This window comes from Ensifer adhaerens, from assembly GCF_001270265.1.
In the GTDB taxonomy this organism is placed as follows: Bacteria; Pseudomonadota; Alphaproteobacteria; order Rhizobiales; family Rhizobiaceae; genus Ensifer; species Ensifer adhaerens_B.
On record NZ_LGAP01000006.1, the window covers coordinates 38,871 to 60,958 of the forward strand.

22 protein-coding genes are annotated in these 22,088 nt (G+C 62.5%); 7 read left to right on the plus strand and 15 right to left on the minus strand.

The features are described from left to right. Window positions 1-15 precede the first annotated feature (15 nt). From AC244_RS12620 to AC244_RS12635, 4 genes are all read right to left on the minus strand, one after another. Window positions 16-396 (minus strand): RidA family protein, encoded by a 381-nt coding sequence (locus AC244_RS12620; protein WP_053249187.1) that lies wholly within the window; start codon window positions 394-396, stop codon window positions 16-18. Between the two features lie 9 nt (window positions 397-405). Beyond that, entirely contained in the window at window positions 406-1,011 is a 606-nt protein-coding gene (leuD, locus tag AC244_RS12625) for a 3-isopropylmalate dehydratase small subunit (protein ID WP_053249188.1), read from the minus strand. 215 nt (window positions 1,012-1,226) lie between these two features. Then, window positions 1,227-1,658, minus strand: a complete 432-nt coding sequence (locus AC244_RS12630; RefSeq protein WP_053249189.1) for a VOC family protein — start codon at window positions 1,656-1,658, stop codon at window positions 1,227-1,229. A gap of 130 nt (window positions 1,659-1,788) precedes the next feature. Then, on the minus strand, window positions 1,789-2,034 hold the full coding sequence (locus AC244_RS12635) for a hypothetical protein (RefSeq protein ID WP_053249340.1): 246 nt from the start codon (window positions 2,032-2,034) through the stop codon (window positions 1,789-1,791). 112 nt (window positions 2,035-2,146) lie between these two features. Between AC244_RS12635 and AC244_RS12640 the strand changes: the two genes are divergently transcribed. Together AC244_RS12640 and AC244_RS12645 are read left to right on the plus strand one after the other, a co-directional pair. Beyond that, window positions 2,147-3,052 (plus strand): HpcH/HpaI aldolase/citrate lyase family protein, encoded by a 906-nt coding sequence (locus AC244_RS12640; RefSeq protein ID WP_053249190.1) that lies wholly within the window; start codon window positions 2,147-2,149, stop codon window positions 3,050-3,052. Then, window positions 3,049-3,255: a DUF1737 domain-containing protein gene (locus tag AC244_RS12645; protein ID WP_025425138.1), complete on the plus strand. Its 207-nt coding sequence runs from the start codon at window positions 3,049-3,051 to the stop codon at window positions 3,253-3,255. The genes AC244_RS12640 and AC244_RS12645 overlap by 4 nt, the downstream gene beginning before the upstream one ends. A gap of 217 nt (window positions 3,256-3,472) precedes the next feature. Here the strand turns inward: AC244_RS12645 and AC244_RS12650 are convergent, their stop codons facing one another. Continuing rightward, window positions 3,473-3,907 (minus strand): metallopeptidase family protein, encoded by a 435-nt coding sequence (locus AC244_RS12650; RefSeq protein WP_053249191.1) that lies wholly within the window; start codon window positions 3,905-3,907, stop codon window positions 3,473-3,475. A 170-nt stretch (window positions 3,908-4,077) separates the two neighbouring features. On the opposite strand from AC244_RS12650, the gene AC244_RS38020 reads away from it, so the two are divergent. From AC244_RS38020 to bfr, 5 genes are all read left to right on the plus strand, one after another. Continuing rightward, window positions 4,078-5,037 (plus strand): ImuA family protein, encoded by a 960-nt coding sequence (locus tag AC244_RS38020; RefSeq protein ID WP_053249192.1) that lies wholly within the window; start codon window positions 4,078-4,080, stop codon window positions 5,035-5,037. Next, complete coding sequence (locus tag AC244_RS12660) at window positions 4,988-6,505, plus strand: Y-family DNA polymerase (RefSeq protein WP_234716925.1); 1,518 nt, start codon at window positions 4,988-4,990, stop codon at window positions 6,503-6,505. Before AC244_RS38020 ends, AC244_RS12660 begins: the two co-directional genes overlap by 50 nt. After that, window positions 6,502-9,858 (plus strand): error-prone DNA polymerase, encoded by a 3,357-nt coding sequence (locus AC244_RS12665; protein WP_053249194.1) that lies wholly within the window; start codon window positions 6,502-6,504, stop codon window positions 9,856-9,858. Before AC244_RS12660 ends, AC244_RS12665 begins: the two co-directional genes overlap by 4 nt. Window positions 9,859-10,182: 324 nt before the next feature. Further along, complete coding sequence (locus AC244_RS12670) at window positions 10,183-10,542, plus strand: (2Fe-2S)-binding protein (RefSeq protein WP_321166226.1); 360 nt, start codon at window positions 10,183-10,185, stop codon at window positions 10,540-10,542. Further along, window positions 10,508-10,999, plus strand: a complete 492-nt coding sequence (bfr, locus tag AC244_RS12675; protein WP_053249195.1) for a bacterioferritin — start codon at window positions 10,508-10,510, stop codon at window positions 10,997-10,999. Before AC244_RS12670 ends, bfr begins: the two co-directional genes overlap by 35 nt. A 534-nt stretch (window positions 11,000-11,533) precedes the next feature. Here the strand turns inward: bfr and AC244_RS12685 are convergent. The 10 genes from AC244_RS12685 to obgE form a co-directional block, all read right to left on the minus strand. After that, window positions 11,534-12,061 carry an RNA pyrophosphohydrolase gene (locus AC244_RS12685; RefSeq protein ID WP_053249197.1) on the minus strand — a complete coding sequence of 176 codons (528 nt, stop codon included), beginning with the start codon at window positions 12,059-12,061 and terminating at the stop codon, window positions 11,534-11,536. Between the two features lie 291 nt (window positions 12,062-12,352). After that, the gene (locus AC244_RS12690; RefSeq protein WP_053249198.1) at window positions 12,353-13,570 is read right to left on the minus strand and encodes a divergent polysaccharide deacetylase family protein; all 1,218 of its coding nucleotides are present in this window, start codon (window positions 13,568-13,570) and stop codon (window positions 12,353-12,355) included. Window positions 13,571-13,707: 137 nt separating this feature from the next. Beyond that, window positions 13,708-15,030, minus strand: coding sequence for a S41 family peptidase (locus tag AC244_RS12695; protein ID WP_053249199.1), 1,323 nt, complete (start codon window positions 15,028-15,030; stop codon window positions 13,708-13,710). After that, a complete protein-coding gene (locus AC244_RS12700) occupies window positions 15,020-16,435 on the minus strand; it encodes a murein hydrolase activator EnvC family protein (protein WP_152975934.1) in 1,416 nt (471 codons plus the stop codon). Before AC244_RS12700 ends, AC244_RS12695 begins: the two co-directional genes overlap by 11 nt. 226 nt (window positions 16,436-16,661) lie before the next feature. Then, window positions 16,662-17,144 (minus strand): 23S rRNA (pseudouridine(1915)-N(3))-methyltransferase RlmH, encoded by a 483-nt coding sequence (rlmH, locus tag AC244_RS12705; RefSeq protein WP_053249343.1) that lies wholly within the window; start codon window positions 17,142-17,144, stop codon window positions 16,662-16,664. A 269-nt stretch (window positions 17,145-17,413) separates the two neighbouring features. Further along, the gene (rsfS, locus tag AC244_RS12710; RefSeq protein WP_053249200.1) at window positions 17,414-17,860 is read right to left on the minus strand and encodes a ribosome silencing factor; all 447 of its coding nucleotides are present in this window, start codon (window positions 17,858-17,860) and stop codon (window positions 17,414-17,416) included. Window positions 17,861-17,948: 88 nt separating this feature from the next. After that, a complete protein-coding gene (locus tag AC244_RS12715; protein ID WP_082366840.1) occupies window positions 17,949-18,557 on the minus strand; it encodes a nicotinate-nucleotide adenylyltransferase in 609 nt (202 codons plus the stop codon). A gap of 16 nt (window positions 18,558-18,573) precedes the next feature. Beyond that, entirely contained in the window at window positions 18,574-19,854 is a 1,281-nt protein-coding gene (locus tag AC244_RS12720) for a glutamate-5-semialdehyde dehydrogenase (RefSeq protein ID WP_053249345.1), read from the minus strand. Further along, the gene (gene proB / locus AC244_RS12725; protein WP_053249201.1) at window positions 19,847-21,016 is read right to left on the minus strand and encodes a glutamate 5-kinase; all 1,170 of its coding nucleotides are present in this window, start codon (window positions 21,014-21,016) and stop codon (window positions 19,847-19,849) included. Before proB ends, AC244_RS12720 begins: the two co-directional genes overlap by 8 nt. 1 nt (window position 21,017) lies before the next feature. Next, the gene (obgE, locus tag AC244_RS12730; protein WP_053249202.1) at window positions 21,018-22,028 is read right to left on the minus strand and encodes a GTPase ObgE; all 1,011 of its coding nucleotides are present in this window, start codon (window positions 22,026-22,028) and stop codon (window positions 21,018-21,020) included. Between the last annotated feature and the right edge of the window lie 60 nt (window positions 22,029-22,088).

The following is a 22,088-nucleotide window of genomic DNA, read 5'->3' on the forward strand; positions in this document are numbered from 1 at the left end:
GAAGCTCGCCAGACGTCAGCCGCGGAAGGCGGTGACCTCGATCTCGATCAGCATTTCCGGGCGGATGAGATCGCAGACGATCATGGTGGCAGCCGGGCGGATATCGCCGAACATCTCGCCGAAGATCGGAAAAACCCGGTCGGCGAAGCTGGCATTGGTGACGTAGTAGTGATTGCGCACCACGTCCGAGAGCGAGAAGCCCGCCTCTTTCAGCGCGCCCTCGATCGTCTTCAGGCAATTGCGTGCCTGCTCTTCCACCGTTTCCGGCATGGTCATGGTGGCGTAATCGTAGCCGGTGGTGCCGGAGACGAAGCACCAGTCGCCCTTGGCGACGGCACGCGAATAGCCTGCCGTCTTCTCAAAGGGCGAACCGGAGGAGATGAGCTTGCGCGTCATCTCTTAAGCTCACGCCCAGGGGCGCGAGGCGGCGGTCGACTTTTCGAAGCTGTCGATGGCCGTTGCCTTCTCCAGCGTCAGGCCGATGTCGTCGAGGCCGTTCAGCAGGCAGTGGCGCTTGAAGGCATCGATCTCGAACTTGACCGTGCCGCCGTCCGGGCCGGTGATTTCCTGGGATTCCAGGTCGATCGACAGGATGGCGTTGGAGCCGCGCGAGGCGTCGTCCATCAGCTTGTCCAGGTTCTCCTGGCTGACGACGATCGGCAGGATGCCGTTCTTGAAACAGTTGTTGTAGAAGATGTCGGCGAACGAGGTCGAGATCACGCAGCGGATGCCGAAGTCGAGGAGCGCCCACGGCGCGTGCTCGCGCGAGGAACCGCAGCCGAAGTTGTCGCCGGCGACCAGGATCTTGGCGTTCTGGTAGGCGGGCTTGTTGAGCACGAAGTCCGGGTTGACCGAGCCGTCCTCGTTGTAGCGGGCTTCGGCGAAAAGTCCGGTGCCGAGGCCGGTGCGCTTGATCGTCTTCAGGTAATCCTTCGGAATGATCATGTCCGTGTCGACGTTGACGACGGGGAGGGGAGCGGCGACGCCGGTGAGCTTGACGAACTTTTCCATAACTTCAGGCCTTCGATTTCAGCGAAATGTTGCGTAAGCGTTTAGATCAGTTTTGCGCCGAAATGAAGGAAAATCTATCCCGAAGACACTTGCCGGGCGGGTGAAATTGCCTGCCCGGCAGCTGTCGTCGCGGTTGTTTTATCAGTTGGAGCGCCTTGCCTCCCGGCTTTGCGGACATCGGCCGGTGTCTGGCGCCGGTGTCAGTCTGCCTTGACCTAGCCTGCCTTGACTGGGGCGTTCAGCGCCCAGAGCACGCCGAAGGGGTCGCGCAGCTGTCCGTAGCGATCGCCCCAGAACATCACCTCGATGGGCATCACGACTTCGGCGCCGGCAGCCACCGCTTGGCTCCACCATCCGTCGATGTCGTCGACCGGCAGCATCAGGCTGTAGGCCTGCGGCTTTTCCAGGGCATGACCGTATTCCGGATAAGCGTCGCTGAGCATCAGCGAGCTGCCGTTGATGTGGAGATGGATGTGCATCGTCCGGCCCTGGTCGTCGACCGGTTGCCTATAGGCTTCCTTTGCGCCGAAGGCATGCTTGTAGAATTCCGCAGCCTTGGCCGCGCCGTCGACCTGGAGATAAGGCACCAGCCCGTTCAGGGCCGGTGGCAGCTGGTTTGCGTCTGTTTTCTGCGTCGTGTTGTCCATGTCGTGCTCCTATCCTTCGTCACGAGGGCATGGCCTTTGCTGGCCTGGTCCAAGGACGAACGGAAACGGGTCCGCCCGACATGGGTGTCGCAAAATTTTATCTCGGCTTTGGAGACCGGTGCCGCGTGGCCTAGAGATCGATGATCGTGCCGCGACCGTCGTTCCAGATGCGCATTTCGCGCGGGGCGGCGCCGGAGGTCTGGCGGGCAGTTGCGCGCGCGGGCTTCAGGTTCAGCCGGGCGGCAATGGCGCTGCCGATCGCGACAACGGCGGCGATGCCGGCGAGCGCGAGCGCAAGCGATGCGGTGAAGACGAAGGCCGCCAGCGTAGTGGTGATGGCTACAGCCGTAAAAAGAACAGAACGTATGCTTTGCATGATCGTCACCTTTCTGGCTCCGATGTGGGTGTTGCTGCCGCCGCTTGCAAGAGGGGGTGCGGCCGTTCGCCTCGCCTTGCGGAAAAAATGAAAGGGGGGCACAACTGGCCGCATGACAAAATCGATCGAACACCACCCCGTTCGCCTGCGCCGTTCGGTGCTTTCCGTGCCGGCCGACAATGCCCGCGCACTGGCCAAGGTTTCGGAACTGGCAGCCGATGCCGCGATCTTCGACCTCGAGGATGCGGTGGCGCCCGAGCGCAAGGCCGCGGCGCGTGACGGGCTCGTTCGCCACCTCATCGAAAACAGGCCGGATTGCGAAATCATCATCCGCATCAATGCGCTCGGATCAGGCTTCGGCCAGCAGGATCTGGCGGCAGCCGTTTCGGCAAAGCCCGACGCGATCCTCTTGCCGAAGGTCGAAAGCCCGGCCGATATCCAGATCGCCGCCGACTGGCTGGCCGATAACGATGCGCCGGAGGGCTTACGTCTCTGGGCGATGATCGAGACGCCGCGCGGTGTCGTCAATGCGCCGGCGATCGCCGAGACCGGCCGCACCTTCGGCGGCAGGCTCGATTGCTTCGTCGTCGGCCTCAACGATCTGCGCAAGGAAACCGGCGTTCCCGACCGTCCCGGCCGGCCTTACCTGATCCCCTGGCTGATGCAGATCCTGCTCGCCGCACGCGGAAGCGGTCTCGACGTCATCGATGCGGTGTTCAACGATTTCCGAGATGCCGATGGTTTCGACGAGGAGTGCCGGCAGGGTCGCGACATGGGCTATGACGGCAAGATGTTGATCCATCCGCTGCAGATCGGCCCGGCCAACGAACGCTTCGGCGTCGAGCAGGCCGCCGTCGACGAGGCGCGCGCCATCATCGCCGCCTTCGCGCTGCCGGGGAACGCAGACAAAAATGTCATCAATCTTCATGGCCGAATGATCGAGCGGCTGCATCTCGATCAGGCTTTGAAGCTCGCCGCCAAGGCGGACACGATTGAAAAACGAAAGGCAAGATTTTGAAACTTTACCGCTTCCTCACCGGCCCCGACGATGCGTCCTTCTGCCATAAGGTGACGGCGGCGCTGAATCAGGGCTGGTCCCTGCACGGCTCGCCGACCTACGCCTTCAATGCGGATACGCAGCACATGCAATGCGGACAGGCCGTATTCAAGGAAGTCGAAGGCAAGGATTATCATCCCGACATCAAGCTGTCGGAGCAATAAAAGCAGGAACGCTCCGGTTTTACGGCCGGAGCGTTTCTTTGTCTTCCGATTGTTTTTCAGAAGGGGCGGGCCTCTAAGCTGGATGCTCCTGACCAGCGCGAGAGGTTTTTCGGAGCTTAGAGCGTTTCCGGCTTAGACGGAGTCGCAGAAACGCCTATCTCTTTGTTTTTACGCATTCCCTGACGGAAAACCGCTTCGCACTTTTCCTGGAAATGCTCTAGTTGCCCACGTGCTCCACGCTCGCCTCGATCCGTTCCATGTCGTCGTCGGAGAGGCCGAAATGGTGGCCGATCTCGTGGATCAGCACATGGGTGATGATGTCGCCCAGCGTTTCCTCGTTTTCCGCCCAATAGTCGATGATCGGGCGGCGATAAAGGGTGATCCGGTTCGGAAACTCGCCGGTTTCCATGGTGAAACGTTCGCTGATGCCGCGGCCTTCGAACAGGCCGAGCAGGTCGAACGGCGTTTCCAGCGCCATATCCTCGAAGACGTCGTCGCTTGGAAAATCGGCAACCTCGATGATGAGGTCGGTCGTCAGCTGGCGGAACTCCTGCGGCAGGTGGCTGTAGGCTTCCACTGCGAGTTGTTCGAATGTCGTGAGCGTCGGTGCGTGGCGATCCCGCCAATCATCGGTCTGGTCAATGCGGGCCATAGGCACTCCTTGTTGCCCTCCATATAGCGATTTTGCCTTTGTTTTTCGAGTGTTGAAATCCGGCTGCAACGGGTGAGGAATAAATTCTTAAATTTGGCTGTTGACTCCTCCGGGCAGCTCTGGAATCTATAAGAACATAACAGGAACATCTTAAATGGGAGTTGACCGTCATGGCCGAGAACGCCGTGCAGCGGGAGACCGTTCTTTCGCTTCGCGAAACCATAGCCAGGATCGAGAACCGTAGGCTTCCAGGGGTCGTGAAGGCGGTCAAGGCGGCCGATCCCGCAGGCTTTCGGCGCAAGGAAGAAGGTAGTCAGACATCCGGCCGCAAGGTCCTGCCGCTCGGCATTCCCGAACTCGACGATATCCTCGAGGGCGGGCTGCCGCTCGAAGGCATGACGGAGATCCGCAATTCCGAGACGCGCGATGCCGGCGCTGCCGCCGGTTTTGCAACCGCGCTCAGCGCCCTCTGTCAGCAGGCGCGCCGGCAAACGGGCGATGTCGGGGCCCCGGTTCTGTGGATCAGCCAGTCGCTCGCCTCGACCGAGGCCGGCCTGCCCTATGGCCTTGGTCTCAAGGCTTACGGGCTCGACATTCGAAGCCTGATCCTCAGCCTGCCACGCACGGTCAAGGACGCGCTCTGGATCGCCGAGACGGCGCTTTCCGTCCCGGTCTTCTGTGCCGTCATTCTCGAAATTCGCGGCAATCCGGCATCGCTGGCCTTGAGTGAAAGCCGGCGCCTGCATGTTCGCGCCCGCGCCGGGCGCATTCCTCTTCTGCTTCTGCGCCAGTCCGGCCACGAGGAGGCGAGCAGCGCCTTCTTCCGGCTTCATATTGAACCGGCGCCCGCCCGCGAGCGCCCCCTCCCTGACGGTTCGATGCTTTGCGGCAGCATCGGCCACCCCGTCTTTCACGTCATTGCCGAAAAAAGCAGGTCTCCTGCTCCCGTCGGCCTCTTCCTGGAGTGGAACCCCCATGACCGCCGCTTTTACCCCGTCGAGCCCCTACCAGCCGCTGCTGCGGCAGACCCAGAGCCAGCGCATTCTATCGCTCGACTTTCCGCATCTTCCGGCCGACCGGGTGGCGCGGATACGCTGGGGCACCTCCTGGCTTTCCCGCGGGCGTCCTGATCATCCGCCTGTCGTCTTTGCCGACCGGGTCAGAAATGCGATGCGCCTCGTTGCGCTCGATGGCCTTGCCGAAAAGTTAGGATTCCAATTGGGTCAGGGCGTTGCCGAAGCGCGGGCCATGTGTCCTGATGTCGATGTGCTGCCCGCCGACCGGGCGGCGGATCGCGCCCTTCTCGAAGGGCTTGCGGACTGGTGCAGCCGCTATACGCCGCTGGTGGCGCTCGACGGCGAAAGCGGCCTTTATCTCGATATTACCGGCTGCGCCCATCTTCTCGGTGGCGAGAAATCGCTTCTCGACGATCTTTTGGCCCGGCTCTTCCATCTCGGTATCGAGGCGCGTGCGGCGATCTCGTCTTCGGCAGGGCTCTCCTGGGCGGTGGCGCGCTTCGGCTCGCAAAGCGTGATCGCTCCGGAGGAAGCCGCGCGCGTGCTTGCGCCGTTGCCGATGGCGGCCCTCAGGCTTGCGACCGACACGATCGAGACGCTTGGCCGGGTCGGCCTCAAGCAGGTCGGCGACATCATCGAGGCGCCGCGCGCGCCGCTTGCCCGCCGCTTCGGATCCACCCTGCTTCTGCGCCTCGATCAGGCCATGGGGCTGGAGGACGAACCGCTTTCGCCGCGGCTTGCCGTTGCCAGCCTCTCGGCCGAGCGGCGGCTTTCCGAGCCGGTCCAGGGCGAGGACGACATTCTCGGCCTGACGCAGGAGTTGGCAGCAAGGCTGAAGCCGGAGCTGGAAAAGCGCGGCGAAGGCGGACGGCTGTTCGAACTCCTGCTGTTTCGTGTCGACGGCAGGGTCTTTCGCATCACCGCCGGAACGTCCTCGCCGTTGATTGAACCGGGCCGCATTGCCGGCCTTTTCCGCGAGCGGCTGCAGGCGGTGCACGAGGATCTCGATGCCGGTTTCGGCTTCGAGATCCTGCGGCTGTCGGTTCCCAAGAGCGAAAAATACGAGGTAATGCAGGAGGATTTTTCCGGCACGCCGGATCGGCAGCGACCGCTTGCCGCCTTTGCCGACAGGGTCATGGCGCGGCTGGGCGCGGAAAGCCTGTTTCTGCCCGTCCTGTCGCAGAGCCACGTGCCGGAGCGTGCCGCCGTCTTTCAGCCGCTTGCCGATGTGGAGATGCTGAAGACGGTCGAGGAAGCCGCTTCCGCTGTTCCGGCCAACCTGCTGGTGGCTTCCGTTCGGCCGCAGCGGCTGTTTCAAAGTCCGGAACCGGTGGAGGCGGTGGCCGAGGTGCCGGAGGGGCCACCCAGAAGCTTTCGCTGGCGGCGGAGCCTCCATCGCATCGCGCGCGCCGAAGGCCCGGAACGGATCGCGGCCGAATGGTGGGTCGATGGCGAAAAGGCGGCCGAGCGGGATTATTTCCGGGTGGAGGATGAAAGAGGCCGGCGGTTCTGGCTGTTTCGAGAGGGGCATTATGGCGGGCCGACGCAGCCGCGCTGGTTCATGCATGGGGTCTTCGCATGAGCACGCCCTATTTCGAGATCGGCGCCTGGTCGAATTTCTCCTTCCTTGAAGGGGCGTCGCATCCGGGCGAAATGATCGTTGCCGCCAGCCGCCTTGGCATCTCCGGTCTCGGCGTTGCCGATCGCAATACGGTGGCGGGCGTGGTCCGCGCCCATGCGCAGGCGAAGGTGGAGGGGTTTTCCTTCCAGCCCGGCGCCCGGCTTTGCTTTGCCGAGGATATTCCGGATGTGCTCGCCTATCCGCGCAACCGTCGAGGCTGGGGCAATCTCTGCCGCATGCTCAGCGCCGGGAACCTTAGGGCGACAAAAGGCGACTGCACGCTCTATGAGGCCGATCTTGTCGAGTGGGGTGACGATATCCTCATTGCCGTCCTGCCCGATCCGGTGATCGGTGCGCCGGAGGCCAGCAATCTTGCGGCGTTTCTCAAGCGGCTGAAGCCGCATTTTGCCGACCGGCTCTATCTGGCGCTGGTGCCGCGCTATGACGGGTTCGATCAGCTTGTCTTTGCCGGGCTTGCGACCATCGCCCGCAACACGGGCACGAGGCTGATCGCCACCAACAGCCCGTTGTTTCACGAGCCGGCGCGTCGACCGCTGGCCGATATCGTCACCGCCATCCGCGAGCATGTGACGGTGGCGCAGGCGGGGTTCCGGCTTCAGGCCAATGCCGAACGCCATCTGAAACCGCCGGCGGAAATGGCGCGCATCTTTCGCGACTATCCCGAGGCGATCGCCAATACCGGGCATTTTTTCCGCCGGTTGAATTTCAACCTCCTGGAACTCGAATACCAATATCCCGACGAGAGTTTTGCAGGCGAGACGACGACGCAGACCCTCAGGCGGTTGACGATGGAAGGCGCCCATCGGCGCTATCCCGGCGGCATTCCCGAGAAGGTCTCGACCCAGATCGAATACGAACTCGATCTGATCGCCAGCAAGCGCTACGAGCCCTATTTCCTCACCGTGCGCAACATCATGGAATATGCGCGAAGCGTCGATATTCTCTGCCAGGGGCGTGGGTCGGCGGCGAATTCGACGGTCTGTTACTGCCTTGCCATCACCGAGGTCGATCCGCTTTCGACGACCCTGCTCTTCGACCGCTTCCTCTCGACCGAGCGTGACGAGCCGCCGGATATCGACGTTGATTTCGAGCACGAGAAGCGGGAAGAGGTCATCCAGCATATCTATAGGACCTACGGCAAGGAGCATGCGGGCTTGACCGCCGCCGTCATCAGCTACCGGGCGCGGTCGGCCGGGCGCGAAACGGCAAAGGCCTTCGGATTTTCGGAGGACGTGCAGTCGGCGCTTGCCGGTTCGGTCTGGGGTTGGTCGGCCGCCGATCTGTCGGAGCGGGAAGCCAAGGCCGCCGGGCTTGATGTTAAGGATCCGACGACGGTGCGGGTACTGGACTACGCCACTGCGCTGATGAGTTTTCCCCGCCATCTCTCCCAGCATGTCGGCGGTTTCGTCATCACCCGCGACCGGCTCGACGAGGGGGGTCCGATCATGAACACGGCGATGCCCGACCGCTACATGATCGAATGGGACAAGGACGACCTCGATACGCTGAAGATCCTGAAGATCGACGTACTGGCGCTCGGCATGCTGACCTGTATCGCCAGAGCCTTCAAGCTTCTCGATCGGCATTATGGCGTCACAAAAGATCTGCACACGCTGTTCAAGGATGAGCAGAAGGCCGTCTACGACATGATCTGCCGGGCCGATACGATCGGCGTCTTCCAGATCGAAAGCCGGGCGCAGATGAGCATGCTGCCGCGCCTCAGGCCTAAAAAATTCTATGATCTCGTCATCGAGGTGGCGATCGTTCGGCCGGGACCGATCCAGGGCAACATGGTGCATCCCTACCTGAAGCGGCGGGAGCAGCATGATCTCAACATACCCATCGAATACCCGAGCAAGGAACTGGAAGTGGTTCTGGAGCGGACCCTGGGCGTGCCGCTGTTCCAGGAGCAGGCAATGCAGATCGCCATCACTGCGGCAAATTTTACGCCCGGCGAGGCCGATCAGCTCAGGCGGGCGATGGCGACTTTCAAACGCACCGGCACCATTCATACCTTCAAGCAGAAAATGATCGATGGGATGGTTCGGAACGATTATCCGCTCGAGTTTGCCGAACGTTGCTTCAAACAGATCGAAGGCTTTGGCGAATACGGCTTTCCGGAAAGCCACGCCGCTTCCTTCGCGCTGCTCGTCTATGTCTCTTCCTGGCTGAAGACCTATTATCCCGATGTCTTCTGCGCGGCGCTTCTGAACTCGCAGCCGATGGGTTTCTATGCTCCCGCCCAACTGGTGCGGGACGCACGCGAACATGGGGTGCGGGTGCTGCCGGTCGATATCAACCATTCGGACTGGGATTCGGACCTCGAAAAAGGTGGGCATGATCGTGGTGCGGTGGAGCCGCGCCATCGGGACATGCTGGATGTGATCAAGACGAAAAAGGCCATCCGCCTCGGCTTCAGCCGGGTCAAGGGCCTCAGGGAAGAGGAGATCGTGAGCAAGCTCGTCGCCCATCGCGGTTCCGGCTATACCTCGGTTCGCGATCTCTGGCTGCGTTCGGGACTGCCGCGCTCGGTGTTGGAGAAACTCGCCGATGCAGATGCGTTTCGCTCGATTGGCCTCGATCGTCGCAACGCGCTTTGGGCGGTAAAGGCGCTGGACGAGAAAAGCGCTGCCGAGCGGCTGCCGCTCTTCGAGCAGGCGACGCAGGACGAATTCCAGCTGGAGCCGGCGGTTTCGCTGCCGGTGATGCCGGAAGGCGAGCAGGTCATCAATGATTACCGCTATCTCTCCTTCTCGCTGAAGGCACATCCGGTTTCCTTCCTGCGGACGGAGCTTTCGGCTCAGGGCCTGGTCGAAAGCCGTGCGCTCGCCACGGCACCCGTTGGCCGTAGAGTGACGGTCGCCGGGCTGGTGCTCGTTCGCCAACGTCCAGGCTCGGCCAAGGGCGTGATCTTCATGACGATCGAGGACGAGACCGGGGTTGCCAACGCCATCGTCTGGCCGAAGGTCTTCGAAAAATACCGGCCGGTGATCATGGGTGCGCGTCTCGTCAAGATCCGCGGCCGGCTCCAGCGCGAAAGCGAGGTCATCCATGTGGTGGCGGAATATATCGAGGACATGACCCCGATGCTCGGGTTGTTGCGCAAGGAGGTTCGACACTTCGGCGCCAACGATCGTGCTGACGAGGTGCTGCGACCAACAGCCGACGCACGCGAGAAGAAGGTGCTCAAGGAGCTGCGCCTGGCGGCTGCCCGCCGTGCCGCCGGTGCCGATCACCAGGCCGTCGCGACCGAAGTTGCCGACGTGATGCCGAAAGGCCGCAACTTTCATTGACGGACAGGCACGGTGGGGTCGGCATGGCTTCGAAGACCCGGCCTCCCATGCCCATTTCGTAGATCGCGCTTTCGAGGCCCGCATTGCCGGGTCGGGTTTCGGCCGCTCGCTTTCGGCTTCCTTCAACAGGCAGAACCTGGCCGCGGGACTGTGTAAAAATGTCGCAGTTTCCTGCGGCGGTTACGGCGAAATCCACAGGAAGATAGGTCATCAACGCTGAGCTAATATTATGAAAATGCGATGTTTTTTGTCATGTTTAGATTCGTTCTAATCAGCGTACAACTTCCGCTCGCGGAGTTTTTTGTTGACAATAAATATCCTCTTTTGCTTTATGAGCGAATTCAGGGCGTTGCGTTTCACAGGCAAGACGACATGCTGGTTTGCAGCTGCAATTTCATCACGGAAAAAGAGATCGAGGATACGATCGTAAGCCTCCTCGACGAGGACTGTTGGCAGCTGATCGTGCCGGCGAAAGTCTATCACGCGATGGAAAAACGCGGCCGCTGCTGCGGTTGTTTCCCCAACGTCGTCGACATCATCATCCGTACCACCGAGCAATATCACGGCCGTCGCGACTCGACGGACGTCGAGATATTTGATTTCATGGCCCGTCTCAAACAGTTTCATGAAGACAACCGGAGGGCGGATCTTGAAAGGCGACAAAAAGGTCATCGAGCAGCTTAACGAAGCGCTCTATCTCGAACTCGGTGCCGTCAATCAGTACTGGCTGCATTTCCGCCTGCTTGAAGATTGGGGCTATACGCTCCTGGCCAAGAAGGAACGTGCCGAGTCGATCGAAGAGATGCACCATGCCGACAAGCTCGTCGCGCGCATCATCTTCCTCGAAGGTCATCCGAACCTGCAGACGGTCGGTCCGCTGCGCATCGGCCAGAATGTCAAGGAAGTGCTGAAGGCGGATCTTGCCGGCGAATACGACGCCCGCACGGCCTACAAGAAATCACGCGACATCTGTCATGACGCCGGAGACTACGTCTCCATGAAGCTCTTCGAAGAGCTGCTCGCCGACGAGGAGGGCCACATCGACTTCCTCGAAACCCAACTCGACCTGCTCGAGAAGATCGGCGAAGAGAAGTACGGCCAGCTCAATGCCGCGCCGGCCAACGAAGCCGAACCCGACTGAGCCCTTGCTCCATTCACATGAAAAGGCCGCCGATCACCTCGGCGGCCTTTTTCGTTTCCGAGCTTCAAGCCCCGGTGCGACGGCAAGTCCGACATTCACCAAGGCCTGTCCTTGGCTGCTCGAAGGTGGAGGTCCGTCATTCCGCGGCATGTCGCGCCGTTGCCTTCCGCGTACGTTGCCCGTACCGACAACTATCCCTCTCGTCGATCGCATTCGCCGACGCGTGCAAACCCCATCGGCACCATAGCAGGGAGAGGTTCCGGAAGTGCAGCGCCCGGTCGGCCCCCGGGGCGAAACGGCAGCCCAGGCAACGCCGTTGAGGGCGGTTCCTAAAGCATGACGCGCAAGCGTGCGCAGCGGTTTTGCGATCACGACATATGCAAAAGCATGAGCCCAAGGCGCAGCAAACGAATCTCAGAGATCGCCGAGCCTTTAGAGCATTTCCAGGAAAAGTGCGAAGCGGTTTTCCGTCAGGAAATGCGTAAAAACAAAGAGATAGAGCGTTTCTGCGACTCCGTCTAAACCGGAAACGCTCTAGGGTGCCAGGTGGGCGAAGGCGGCGACGACGTCCTCATAAACCTTGCGCTTAAACGACACGATCATCTCCGGCAGGTCGCGCATCGGCTTCCATTCCCAGGCGTCGAATTCCGGCTCGTGGCCGCCGGGTGGCGGGTTGATGGCGATTTCGTTCTCGTCGCCTTCGAAGCGGAAAGCGTACCAGCGCTGTGTCTGGCCGCGATACTTGCCCTTGAGGCCGATGCCGATCAGATGCGCCGGCAGGTCATAATTGATCCAGCCCGGCGCTTCGGCCAGCAGCGAGACCGTGCGCATGCCGGTCTCTTCATAGAGTTCGCGATAGGCGGCCTTCAGCGGGTCCTCGCCCTTGTCGATTCCGCCCTGCGGCATCTGCCATTGTTGCGGCGAGCCGTCATATTCGGAGTTGTCGACGGCAATCCGGTGGCCGGCCCAGACGAGGCCGGCGCGGTTCAGCACCATGACGCCGACACAGGGGCGATAGGGCAGGTCTTCCGGCCGCAGGTTCTTGTCGTTGTGTTTGCTCATCCGCTGTCCTCTCCTGGCTCAAGGCGCAAGGCGCCGCTCGATCACGGTCGAGCGCTGCCCTGAAATGTTCGACCTGTCGAGATGTCTCATCGCACCCCTGTTCCGGGTCCGCAATGGTTTCGTGCGGTTCGCCCAAGGTGCCGCGCTTCACATATGACGCGCTACGAATGCTGCAGCACGTTTGGCGCGCAGCATACTTTTCCCCTTAAGCCAGATTCGATCTAAGCAATTCTCCCGGAGCCGTTCGCTCGCGCCCACTGGCCTGATGGTGCCGTGAACCGCGCACTTCGCCTACTTCTGCTGCGGATCCTTGACAAGCGCCGAGACGCCGACGATCTCTATGCCGCGCCCCTGCGCCTCGCCGGCCCATTGCGTGATGGCGGCGACGCTCTCGTCGAAGGCGGAGGCGACGCCGATAGCCGTGCCGTTGCGCCGGGCGATGCGTTCCAGTTCGTCGAGTTTTTTCAGGATGGCGCTGCGGCTGAGTTCGCTGTCGACGGTCATGTCGGCAAAGCCGTGCGGAACGTCGAAGGCGCCGGCGAGCTTGCCGGACAGCGATTGCGCCGAGGTGCCGTCATCGAGGAACAGCACGCCGCGTTTGCCGAGATCGCGCATCACCGGCTCGAGAGCATCGGGATCGGAGAGAAAGCGCCCGCCGAGATAGTTCATGATGCCGGTATAGTTGGTGATCTGCGCCATGCTTTTGTGCAGCTCGGCCAGGTTCTTCGTCGCACCGAGCTTCAGACGGAGCGCGTGCGGTCCCGGGTCGTTGTCGGGATAGTCGAACGGCTCCATCGGGATCTGCAGCAGGATTTCATGGCCGCCGCGCCTTGCCTCCTGCATCCATCGTTGCAGGCTGTTGCCGGCGGCGGCAAAGGCGAGCGTGACGTCGGGCGGCAGGTCGCGGATGGCTTTCTGCGTGCCGGTCTGGCTGAGCCCAAGGCCGCCGACCACAAGCGCGATGCGGGTGCCGCGCGCGCCCGACCAGGGGCGGGCATATTGATCCATCGGCCGCAAGCCATCCGCGCCGGTGATCGGCAATCGGCCCTCAGCGCTGTCCTCCAACAGGTCGTCATTCGGAAGGGAGGCCATGCGCGGGTCCTGGCCGCGTATCGGCCCGACATTGATCAGCGCGGGACCGCTACCGTCGCGCTGGCGCGGCGAGAACTTGGTGACGGTCGTGCCGTCATTCGTCAGGGTTTCCTCGACATGAGCTCCAGAGAAGGCGGTGCCCGGCTTCAGCGCGCCGCCGCTGGTGTTCGATGATTGACCGCTTGTCGGGTTGGGTGTCTTTTCCGCCGTCTGGGCCGTTTCCGGCGAAGCCTCGCCCTGCGTCGAAGCCTGTCTGCGCAATCCATCCGGAGCGATGGTGTTCCAGGCGGAAAGGCCGATCACGGAAACAGCAAAGATGCCGACAAGGGAATAGCTGAGAAGGCGACGACGGTCGCGTTTGGGCGCGGGCTTTACCCGGCGGTTCTGGCCAAGGGGGGCATTGAGATCTGTTCCCAAACGGAGCCTCGGTCGACCTGAAGGAGCGTTGCCGGTGAGGGATGCGCCGTCTTTATGAGAATCAGCGGTTTCCGGCAGCACCTGCTGCCCACATAGTATAAAGGCGCCGGGTTGACCAGCCCGGCGCCTTCAATGGCTTACTTCTTGAGTTCGGCCTGCTCGGGGCTTGCCGGGAAGGCCGGATCGGTCTTCTTGCCGCGCAAGAGGTCAAGCGCGTAGTTGAGCTGCAGGTCGTCCTTGGGTTCCGGCGGCACGTAGGCGACCGAGCCCGAACCTTCGTCGGTTTCGCTCTGTCCCTGGATGTGGCCGCGCAGATCGGATTCGCCCTGTGCTTCGACCTTGCCGAGCAGTTCCGGCGGCAGTGGCTGTTCGACCTTGATGTCGGGCGTGATGCCCGTTCCCTGGATCGATTTGCCCGACGGCGTGTAGTAGAGCGCCGTCGTCAGGCGCAGAGCGCCGGCTTCGCCGAGCGGAATGATCGTCTGGACCGAGCCCTTGCCGAAGGAACGCGTGCCGAGCACGGTCGCGCGCTTCAGGTCCTGCAGGGCGCCGGCAACGATTTCCGATGCGGAGGCCGAGCCGCCATTGACGAGAACGACCACCGGCTTGCCGTCACTCAGATCGCCTGGCGTCGCGTTGAAGCGGCGGGTCTCGTCCGGATTGCGGCCACGGGTCGAAACGACCTCGCCGCGCTCCAGGAAGGCGTCGGAAACGTTGATCGCCTGGTCGAGCAGACCGCCCGGGTTGAGACGAAGGTCGAGGACGTAGCCCTTCAGCTTGTCGGCCGGTACTTCGGACTTGATCTTCTCGATGCCCTTCTTCAGGTCGTCGTAGGTCTTCTCGGTAAACGAGATGACGCGGAGATAGCCGACGTCGCCTTCGGTGCGGAACTTGACGGCGCGAACGGCGATCACGTCACGCACGATCGACAGTTCGATCGGCTTGTCTGCGCCCTTGCGCAGGATCGTCAGCTTGATCGGGGTGCCGACGGCGCCACGCATCTTCTCGACCGCATCCTCGAGCTTCAGGCCACGAACATCCTGGCCATCGATCTTGGAAATGAAGTCACCGGCGAGAACGCCGGCGCGGGCCGCTGGCGTGTCGTCGATCGGGCTCGTCACCTTGACGAGGTCGTCTTCCATCGTCACTTCGATGCCGAGGCCGCCGAATTCGCCACGGGTCTGGGTGCGCATGTCCTCGGCATCTGTCGAGTTCATGTAGCTCGAGTGCGGATCAAGCGAAGAGAGCATGCCGTTGATGGCATTCTCGATCAGCTTGTCATCCTGCGGAGGGGTGACGTACTGCGCGCGCACGCGCTCGAACACGTCACCAAAAATCGCCAGTTCGCGATAGGTCGAGGTATTGGCCGCGACGGCTGGAACGACAGCCGAATAAATGACGCCCATAGCGGTCGCACCCATCAGCGCCCCGACCAGAACAAGTGAAGCCCTACGTATCATTTCGCGCCTTTCCAACCTCTGCTGCGGTCCACCACGGTCGGGAATCAACCGGTTTTCCGTCTTTTCGGAATTCAATGTAAAGCGTCGGCCGGTCGGTTTCCAGCGCCAAGGCCGCAGCGCTTGCGACTCTTTTTGCACCCATCGTCGCAAGCGGTTCACCCGCCACGACAAATTGTCCGGTCTGCACGCTCACCTTCTCCATGCCCGACAGCACCACATGGTAGCCGTCGCCCGGATTGAGAATGATCATCTGCCCATAACTGCGGAAATTGCCTGCATAGACGATCCAGCCATCTGACGGCGCAGTCACCAGCGCACCGGGATTGGTTTCCAACATGATCCCTTGCAGGGAGTGCCCCGTACCATCGGCATCGCCGAACTTTCGCAAAAGCGATCCCGCGGCCGGATAGGCAAGCTTACTCCTCAGCTCCGAAAACACGTATGCTGGCGCAATGCGGTTTTTGTCGGGCACGGCGCTGCGGGCAAGCTCGCGCGCGGCTTCGCGCTCGGCCTCGCTCATGCGCAGGCGCTCTTCCTCCTGGGCGCGGGCGGCGGCCGCCGCGTCGCGCACCGAGGCGATTTCGTTTTCCAGCGAACCGATGAGGCCTTCGAGATTGGTCGCCTGGGAGGCGAGTTCCTGCGCCTTGCGCTGCTCGGCGGCGAGCTCGGCGGCACTTTTCTGACGCAGCTTTTCCTTCTCGGCCACGAGCATCGACATGCGGCGCTCTTCCTCGGCATTGGCCGTCATCGCCGCGGTCAGCTCCTCGCGCTGCTTGCCGATGCCGGCGCGGATATCGGCGAGCGCCTTGAGGTCGGCGACGAGGTTATCCGTTTCCTCGCGAATTCCGGGCACGACAGCACCGAGCAGAATGGCGCTGCGAACGGAGCCGAGCGCATCCTCGGGCGTCACCAGGATCGCCGGCGGCGGGTTGCGGCCCATGCGCTGCAGCGCCGCCAGCACTTCGGCAAGCACGCCGCGCCGGGCGCGCAGCGATCGGCGTACCGTATCTTCCTTGGTGCGCAACTCGCTCAGCTTCTTCTCGCCGTCGACGATCTGCTGCTCCAGATCCTGCCGTTTCTTGGCGGAATCGACGATGGCGGCGCGCAGTGCCTCGTTGTTCTTGTCGATCTCGGCTATGGTTGCTGCCAGCTCGTCGGCGCGCTCCTGCGACAGCGTAATGGTCTTCGACAGCGCATCGAGTTCGCTGCGGGTGCTATCGCGACGAAGCGTCAGGTTCGCGGCCGGATCGGGCGGCCCCTGCTGCTGATCCGCGCCCGATGTCGCAGGCGTTGCCGGGGCATCCTGGGCCGCAGCGGGGAGCGCGACGGCAAGTCCAAGCGCCAGCAGCGCCGCATAGCGGCTGGGCCGCCATGCATTGCCACCGATCTTTTCGAAAGCGCTCATCATGCTTCGGCGCGTCATTCGTCCCTAGGCGTCCAACCGGAAATGCCTGCGCTTATCACCGCCAACCGGAAACGATTTTCGGAAAGCGTCATGCGCAGTTTCAACGTTTCTGAGCGTTCGCCGCGCTTCCTTGCCGGGCGCGCGACGCCCTCTTCAAAAAAAGCCTAATCTGATTTGGGGGATGCGACCAACACATATTCGCGTTATCGCCGGTGCGTCGTGCGTCTCAGACACGGTGGTAGGGATGTCCGGAAAGGATGGTCACGGCGCGATAGAGCTGCTCGGCGATCAGAATGCGCACCAGCTGGTGTGGCCAGGTCATCTTGCCGAGATTGAGCACGGCGTCGGCGCGGGAATGAAGGCTCGGGTCGAGCCCGTCGGCACCGCCGATCGCGATCATCAGGTCGCGTTTGCCGCCGTCGCGAAAGGTGCCGAGCAGCGATGCAAAGCCCTCGGAATCAAGCGCCTTGCCACGTTCGTCGAGCAGCACCAGCAGGCTGCCTTCGGCGAGCGCCTTTTCGAGCTGCGATGCCTCGTCGCGTTTGCGCGTCTCGGAATTGGACGCGCGGCTTTCGTTGACTTCGACCACGCGGGAAAGTTCAAGACCGATTGCCGGACCGGCCTTGGCAAAACGATCGAGATAGCGGGCCGCAAGGTCTTTTTCCGGCCCCGCCTTCAGGCGGCCGACTGCGAAAAGTCCGATACGCATGACAAAATCCGTCTCCGCCTGCGCTGGACCGCGCACCTGCATACCTCCTGAAACCGGGATCGATTCAAGGAGAAGATCCTGCAGCGCTCTAAAGCCCAACAGCGACCTTTACGCGTCATACCAGACGCGGCAGCGCTGCAAGCTACGGTCAGTCGCAACAATCATCTCGGCTGTGATACGCCGCTTCGGCGATGACAGCCACATTCCCAACATGCATGACCGCAACTCGGCTCGCGCGACGGCTCAGACGTCCGACGAACCCGGCGGTCTCAATGCAGCGTGCCGTCCTCGATTTCCGGTGTCGCCCACATCTTTTCGATGTTGTAGAACTCCCGGATTTCCGGCCTGAAGATGTGAATGATCACATCGCCGTTATCGATTAGCACCCAGTCGCCTGTTTCCAGACCTTCGACGCGGGCGTTGCCGAAGCCCTCGTCCTTCAGATCCGTGGTCAGATGGTCGGCAATCGCCGCCACATGCCTGCTCGATCGCCCGGAGACAACGACCATGAAGTCTCCCAGCGCCGACTTGCCGGCAATGTTGATGGTGACGATATCTTCTGCCTTCGAGTCCTCTAGGCTCTCGAGGACCAGTTGAAGCGCACGGACAGCGGCTTCGTCGCTAGATCCCGTGCTGCGTGGGAACGCGGAGGCCGCATATCCCTTGGCGTGTGCTGTTGTCAGGGTCTTTCCTTTCCATGTGAACAGAACAGGCACTTCCGATTCGCCGTATCGCTCGAACCGTCAGTAAATGTAGGCATCAAACCAGAACGGTTTCAAGACACCAGAAATGAATCATTCGATTTCACGCCGTCCTGGCGGACCGAAGTGCCGTCGAACTCATCGAGGAACGCGGCCCGTGGATGAAGGTCCAGGCGGGTGCCCGGTGAAAAGCAAGGCGCCGGGCATCGTCCTCGTCGATGCGGGCATAGTCGAAGGTCTTGGCCATGCGTGAAGAGAGATAGGCAAGCGTCGAGCCCGGCCGGTCGATGACCGCGATCGGGAAGGTGCGGGCGATCTTCTGCCAGTTCTGCCAGCGGTGAAAGTTGCGCAGGTTGTCGGCGCCCATGATCCAGACGAAACGGATATCGCGGTTGCGGGCCTGGACGATCGCAAGCGTGCGGGCGGTATAGCTCTGCCCCAGCGCCTTTTCGAAGGCGGTCACCTTGATGCGCGGATCCGGAGCGATCTTTTCGCTGAGCGCGATGCGGTCGGCAAGCGGTGCCAGATTGTTATGGTTCTTCAAGGGGTTTCCGGGGGTGACCATCCACCAGAGCTGGCTGAGGCCAAGGCGCTGGATCGCCGTTTCGGCGACCAGAACGTGCCCCTCATGCGGCGGGTTGAACGAGCCGCCGAACAGGCCGACCACCATGCCGCTTTCGACATGGGGCATGCGCAGATAGCGGCCGTTCACCTCCAAAGACGTCACGTCAGGGCCTGACCTGTCCGGTGCCACGCACGCGATATTTGAACGATGTCAGCTGCTCGACGCCGACGGGGCCGCGGGCGTGCATCTTGCCGGTGGCAATTCCAATCTCGCCGCCCATGCCGAATTCGCCGCCATCGGCAAACTGGGTGGAGGCATTGTGCAAGAGGATGGCGGAATCGATCTCGGCGAAGAAACGTTCGACGACATCGGCATCTTCGGCGATCACGGCCTCGGTATGCGCAGACGACCAGGTGTTGATATGCTCGATCGCGCCGGAGATGCCATCCACCAGCCGGACCGAGATGATCGCGTCGAGATATTCCGTCGACCAATCCGCATCGTTCGCCGGCTTCAGGCCATCGACGGTACCGGCAAGTTCCTTGGACACCCGCACTTCGCAGCCGGCCGCCAGGAGCGCTCGAAGCAGCGGCTTTGCCAGCTTTTCCGCGGCATTGCTGTCGATCAGCAGCGTCTCGGCGGCGCCGCAGATGCCGGTGCGGCGCATCTTGGCGTTGACGACGATCTTTTCGGCCATGGCGAGATCGGCAGACGCGTCGACATAGATGTGGCAGAGGCCTTCGAGGTGAGCGAACACCGGTACGCGCGCCTCGTTCTGGACGCGGGCGACGAGGCTTTTTCCCCCGCGCGGAACAATGACGTCAATGGTGCCGCCGAGGCCGGAAAGCATGGCGCCGACGGCGGCGCGATCGGCGACCGGCACCATCTGGATCGCATGTTCGGGCAGGCCGGCGGTCTTCAGACCTTCGACAAGGCAGGCATGGATGGCGCGCGAGGAGTGGAAGCTGTCGGAGCCGCCGCGCAGGATGACGGCATTGCCGGCCTTCAGGCACAGTGCGCCGGCATCTGCCGTCACGTTCGGGCGGCTCTCGTAGATCACGCCGATGACGCCGAGCGGCGTGCGAACGCGCTCGATATGCAGGCCATTGGGGCGATCCCACTCGGCGATGACGTCACCGACCGGATCCCTCAATTCGGCAATCGCGCGAATGCCATTCGCCATGTCGCGGATACGGCTTTCCGTCAGCGTCAGGCGGTCGATGAAGGAGGCAGCGACGCCGGACTGGCGGGCGTTTTCAAGATCGATCGCATTGGCGGCAAGAACCTCGTCGCGGCGGTTGACGACCGTCTCGGCCATCGCGATCAGCGCTGCATGTTTGCGCTCGGCGGTGGCAACGGCGAGCGGCCGGCTTGCGGCCTTCGCCTGGCGGCCGATCTCCAGCATGACGCTCTCGACGTCATCCTTCTTCACTTCGTCAAGCATGGACTTCATCCCTCCGGCCGTCCTTCTCGTCGGCGCGTTTGCCGGTCATCACCAGATCGTCGCGATGCACCATGGCGGCGCGGCCGGCATAGCCGAGGATCGCTGCGATCTCGGCGGATTTCTTGCCGGCGATCTGGCGGGCCTCGTCGGCATCATAGCCGGCAAGGCCGCGCGCGATCTCGCGGCCTGATGCGCCGAGAATGGCGATGGTGTCGCCGCGGCTGAACGTGCCCTTCACCTCGCGCACGCCCGCAGGCAGCAGGCTCTTGCCGGAGCGGAGCGCCTCCTCGGCGCCGGCATCGATGGACAGCGTGCCGGCGGGCAGCAACTGCCCGGCGATCCAGGTCTTGCGTGCGGTCACCGGCGAGCCCGATGGCGCAAACCAGGACGAGCGAGCGCCGTCCTCGATCGCCGCCAGCGGATGGTTGGGTTTGCCCGAGGCGATGATCATCGCGCAGCCGGCGGTGGTTGCGATCTTGCCAGCGTCGATCTTGGTGCGCATGCCGCCGCGCGACAGCTCGGAGGCGGCTCCCCCTGCCATCGCTTCGATCTCGGGCGTGATCTCCGCGATCACATCGAGGAAACGGGCGTTGGGGTCGAGATGCGGCGGCGCCGTGTAGAGACCGTCGATATCGGAGAGTAGCACCAGCAGATCGGCGCCGACCATGGTGGCGACGCGGGCGGCCAGGCGATCGTTGTCGCCGTAGCGGATCTCGGTGGTGGCGACCGTATCGTTCTCGTTGATGATCGGCACGGCGCCGAGCTTCAAGAGCTGATTGATCGTGGCGCGGGCGTTCAAATAGCGGCGACGCTCCTCGGTGTCGCCGAGCGTCAGCAGCACCTGACCGGCGACGATGGCGTCGGCAGAAAGGCTTTCCGACCAGGCGCGGGCAAGGGCGATCTGGCCGACGGCAGCGGCCGCCTGGCTTTCCTCGAGCTTCAGCGCTCCCGGTGGTAGTTTCAACACGGTGCGTCCAAGCGCGATGGCGCCGGAGGAGACGACGAGAACGTCGACACCCCTAGCTCTGAGGGCAGCAATATCGGCGCACATTGCGTCGAGCCACGCCTTTTTCAGCCCGGTCGCGCGGTCGACCAACAGGGCCGACCCGATCTTGATGACGACCCGACGATACTTTTGAAGCGGCTTGCGGGTCTTCGTCATGTCAGGCGGTCTCTTCTCCGGACTTTGCCGCGACAATGACGGTGCGCAGTGCCCGCAGTGCCTCGGTCATGCCCTTGCTGGTGGCGGCCGAAAGCAGAAGGGGCTGCTCGCCGCAGGCCTTTGCCAGTGCCTTGGCTTTCACCTTCAGTTCGTCCTCATCGAGCACGTCGATCTGCGCCAGCGCGACGATCTCGGGCTTGTCTTCGAGCCCGCCGCCATAGGCTTCGAGTTCATGCTTCACGGTCTTGTAGGCCTTGGCGACGTCTTCCTCCTGGGCGGAGACGAGATGCAGCAGCACGCGGGTGCGCTCGACATGGCCAAGGAAGCGGTCGCCGATACCAACACCTTCATGCGCGCCTTCGATCAGGCCGGGAATGTCGGCGATGATGAACTCGTTGCCGTCGATGGTGGCGACGCCGAGGTTCGGGTGCAGGGTGGTGAAGGGATAGTTGGCGATCTTCGGCCGGGCGCGGGTGCACGCGGCAAGGAAGGTCGATTTGCCGGCATTGGGCAGGCCGACGAGGCCGGCGTCGGCAATCAGCTTCAGCCGCAGCCAGACGGTCTTTTCCTCGCCTTCGAGGCCTGGATTGGCCCAGCTCGGCGCCTGGTTGGTGGCAGACTTGAAATGGGCGTTGCCGAAGCCGCCATTGCCGCCGGCGGCAAGCCGGTAGCGCTGGCCCTCGGCGACCATGTCGACGATCAGCGTTTCGCTGTCTTCCTCGAAGATCTGCGTGCCGACCGGAACCTTCAGCGTTACATCGGCGCCGCCGGCGCCCGTGCGGTTGCGGCCCATGCCATGCGTGCCGGTCTTGGCCTTGAAATGCTGCTGGTAGCGGAAGTCGATCAGGGTATTGAGGCCATTGACCGCCTCGACCCAGACGTCGCCGCCGCGGCCGCCGTCACCGCCGTCCGGACCGCCGAATTCGATGAATTTTTCGCGACGGAACGACACGGCGCCTGCGCCGCCGTCGCCGGAGCGTATGTAGACTTTCGTTTCGTCGAGAAATTTCATTGGTCTGCCATCTGTTTTGTGTATTTGCGCGGTCGTATTTTGCCGCCATCGATATAGGCG

Bases quoted from the DNA above. Each gene is read 5' to 3' on its own strand.
- AC244_RS12620 (WP_053249187.1), bottom strand. From the start codon at position 396: ATGACGCGCAAGCTCATCTCCTCCGGTTCGCCCTTTGAGAAGACGGCA.
- leuD (WP_053249188.1), bottom strand. From the start codon at position 1,011: ATGGAAAAGTTCGTCAAGCTCACCGGCGTCGCCGCTCCCCTCCCCGTC.
- AC244_RS12630 (WP_053249189.1), bottom strand. From the start codon at position 1,658: ATGGACAACACGACGCAGAAAACAGACGCAAACCAGCTGCCACCGGCC.
- AC244_RS12635 (WP_053249340.1), bottom strand. From the start codon at position 2,034: ATGCAAAGCATACGTTCTGTTCTTTTTACGGCTGTAGCCATCACCACT.
- AC244_RS12640 (WP_053249190.1), top strand. From the start codon at position 2,147: ATGACAAAATCGATCGAACACCACCCCGTTCGCCTGCGCCGTTCGGTG.
- AC244_RS12650 (WP_053249191.1), bottom strand. From the start codon at position 3,907: ATGGCCCGCATTGACCAGACCGATGATTGGCGGGATCGCCACGCACCG.
- AC244_RS38020 (WP_053249192.1), top strand. From the start codon at position 4,078: ATGGCCGAGAACGCCGTGCAGCGGGAGACCGTTCTTTCGCTTCGCGAA.
- AC244_RS12665 (WP_053249194.1), top strand. From the start codon at position 6,502: ATGAGCACGCCCTATTTCGAGATCGGCGCCTGGTCGAATTTCTCCTTC.
- AC244_RS12685 (WP_053249197.1), bottom strand. From the start codon at position 12,061: ATGAGCAAACACAACGACAAGAACCTGCGGCCGGAAGACCTGCCCTAT.
- AC244_RS12695 (WP_053249199.1), bottom strand. From the start codon at position 15,030: ATGATACGTAGGGCTTCACTTGTTCTGGTCGGGGCGCTGATGGGTGCG.
- AC244_RS12700 (WP_152975934.1), bottom strand. From the start codon at position 16,435: ATGAGCGCTTTCGAAAAGATCGGTGGCAATGCATGGCGGCCCAGCCGC.
- rlmH (WP_053249343.1), bottom strand. From the start codon at position 17,144: ATGCGTATCGGACTTTTCGCAGTCGGCCGCCTGAAGGCGGGGCCGGAA.
- AC244_RS12720 (WP_053249345.1), bottom strand. From the start codon at position 19,854: ATGCTTGACGAAGTGAAGAAGGATGACGTCGAGAGCGTCATGCTGGAG.
- proB (WP_053249201.1), bottom strand. From the start codon at position 21,016: ATGACGAAGACCCGCAAGCCGCTTCAAAAGTATCGTCGGGTCGTCATC.
- obgE (WP_053249202.1), bottom strand. From the start codon at position 22,028: ATGAAATTTCTCGACGAAACGAAAGTCTACATACGCTCCGGCGACGGC.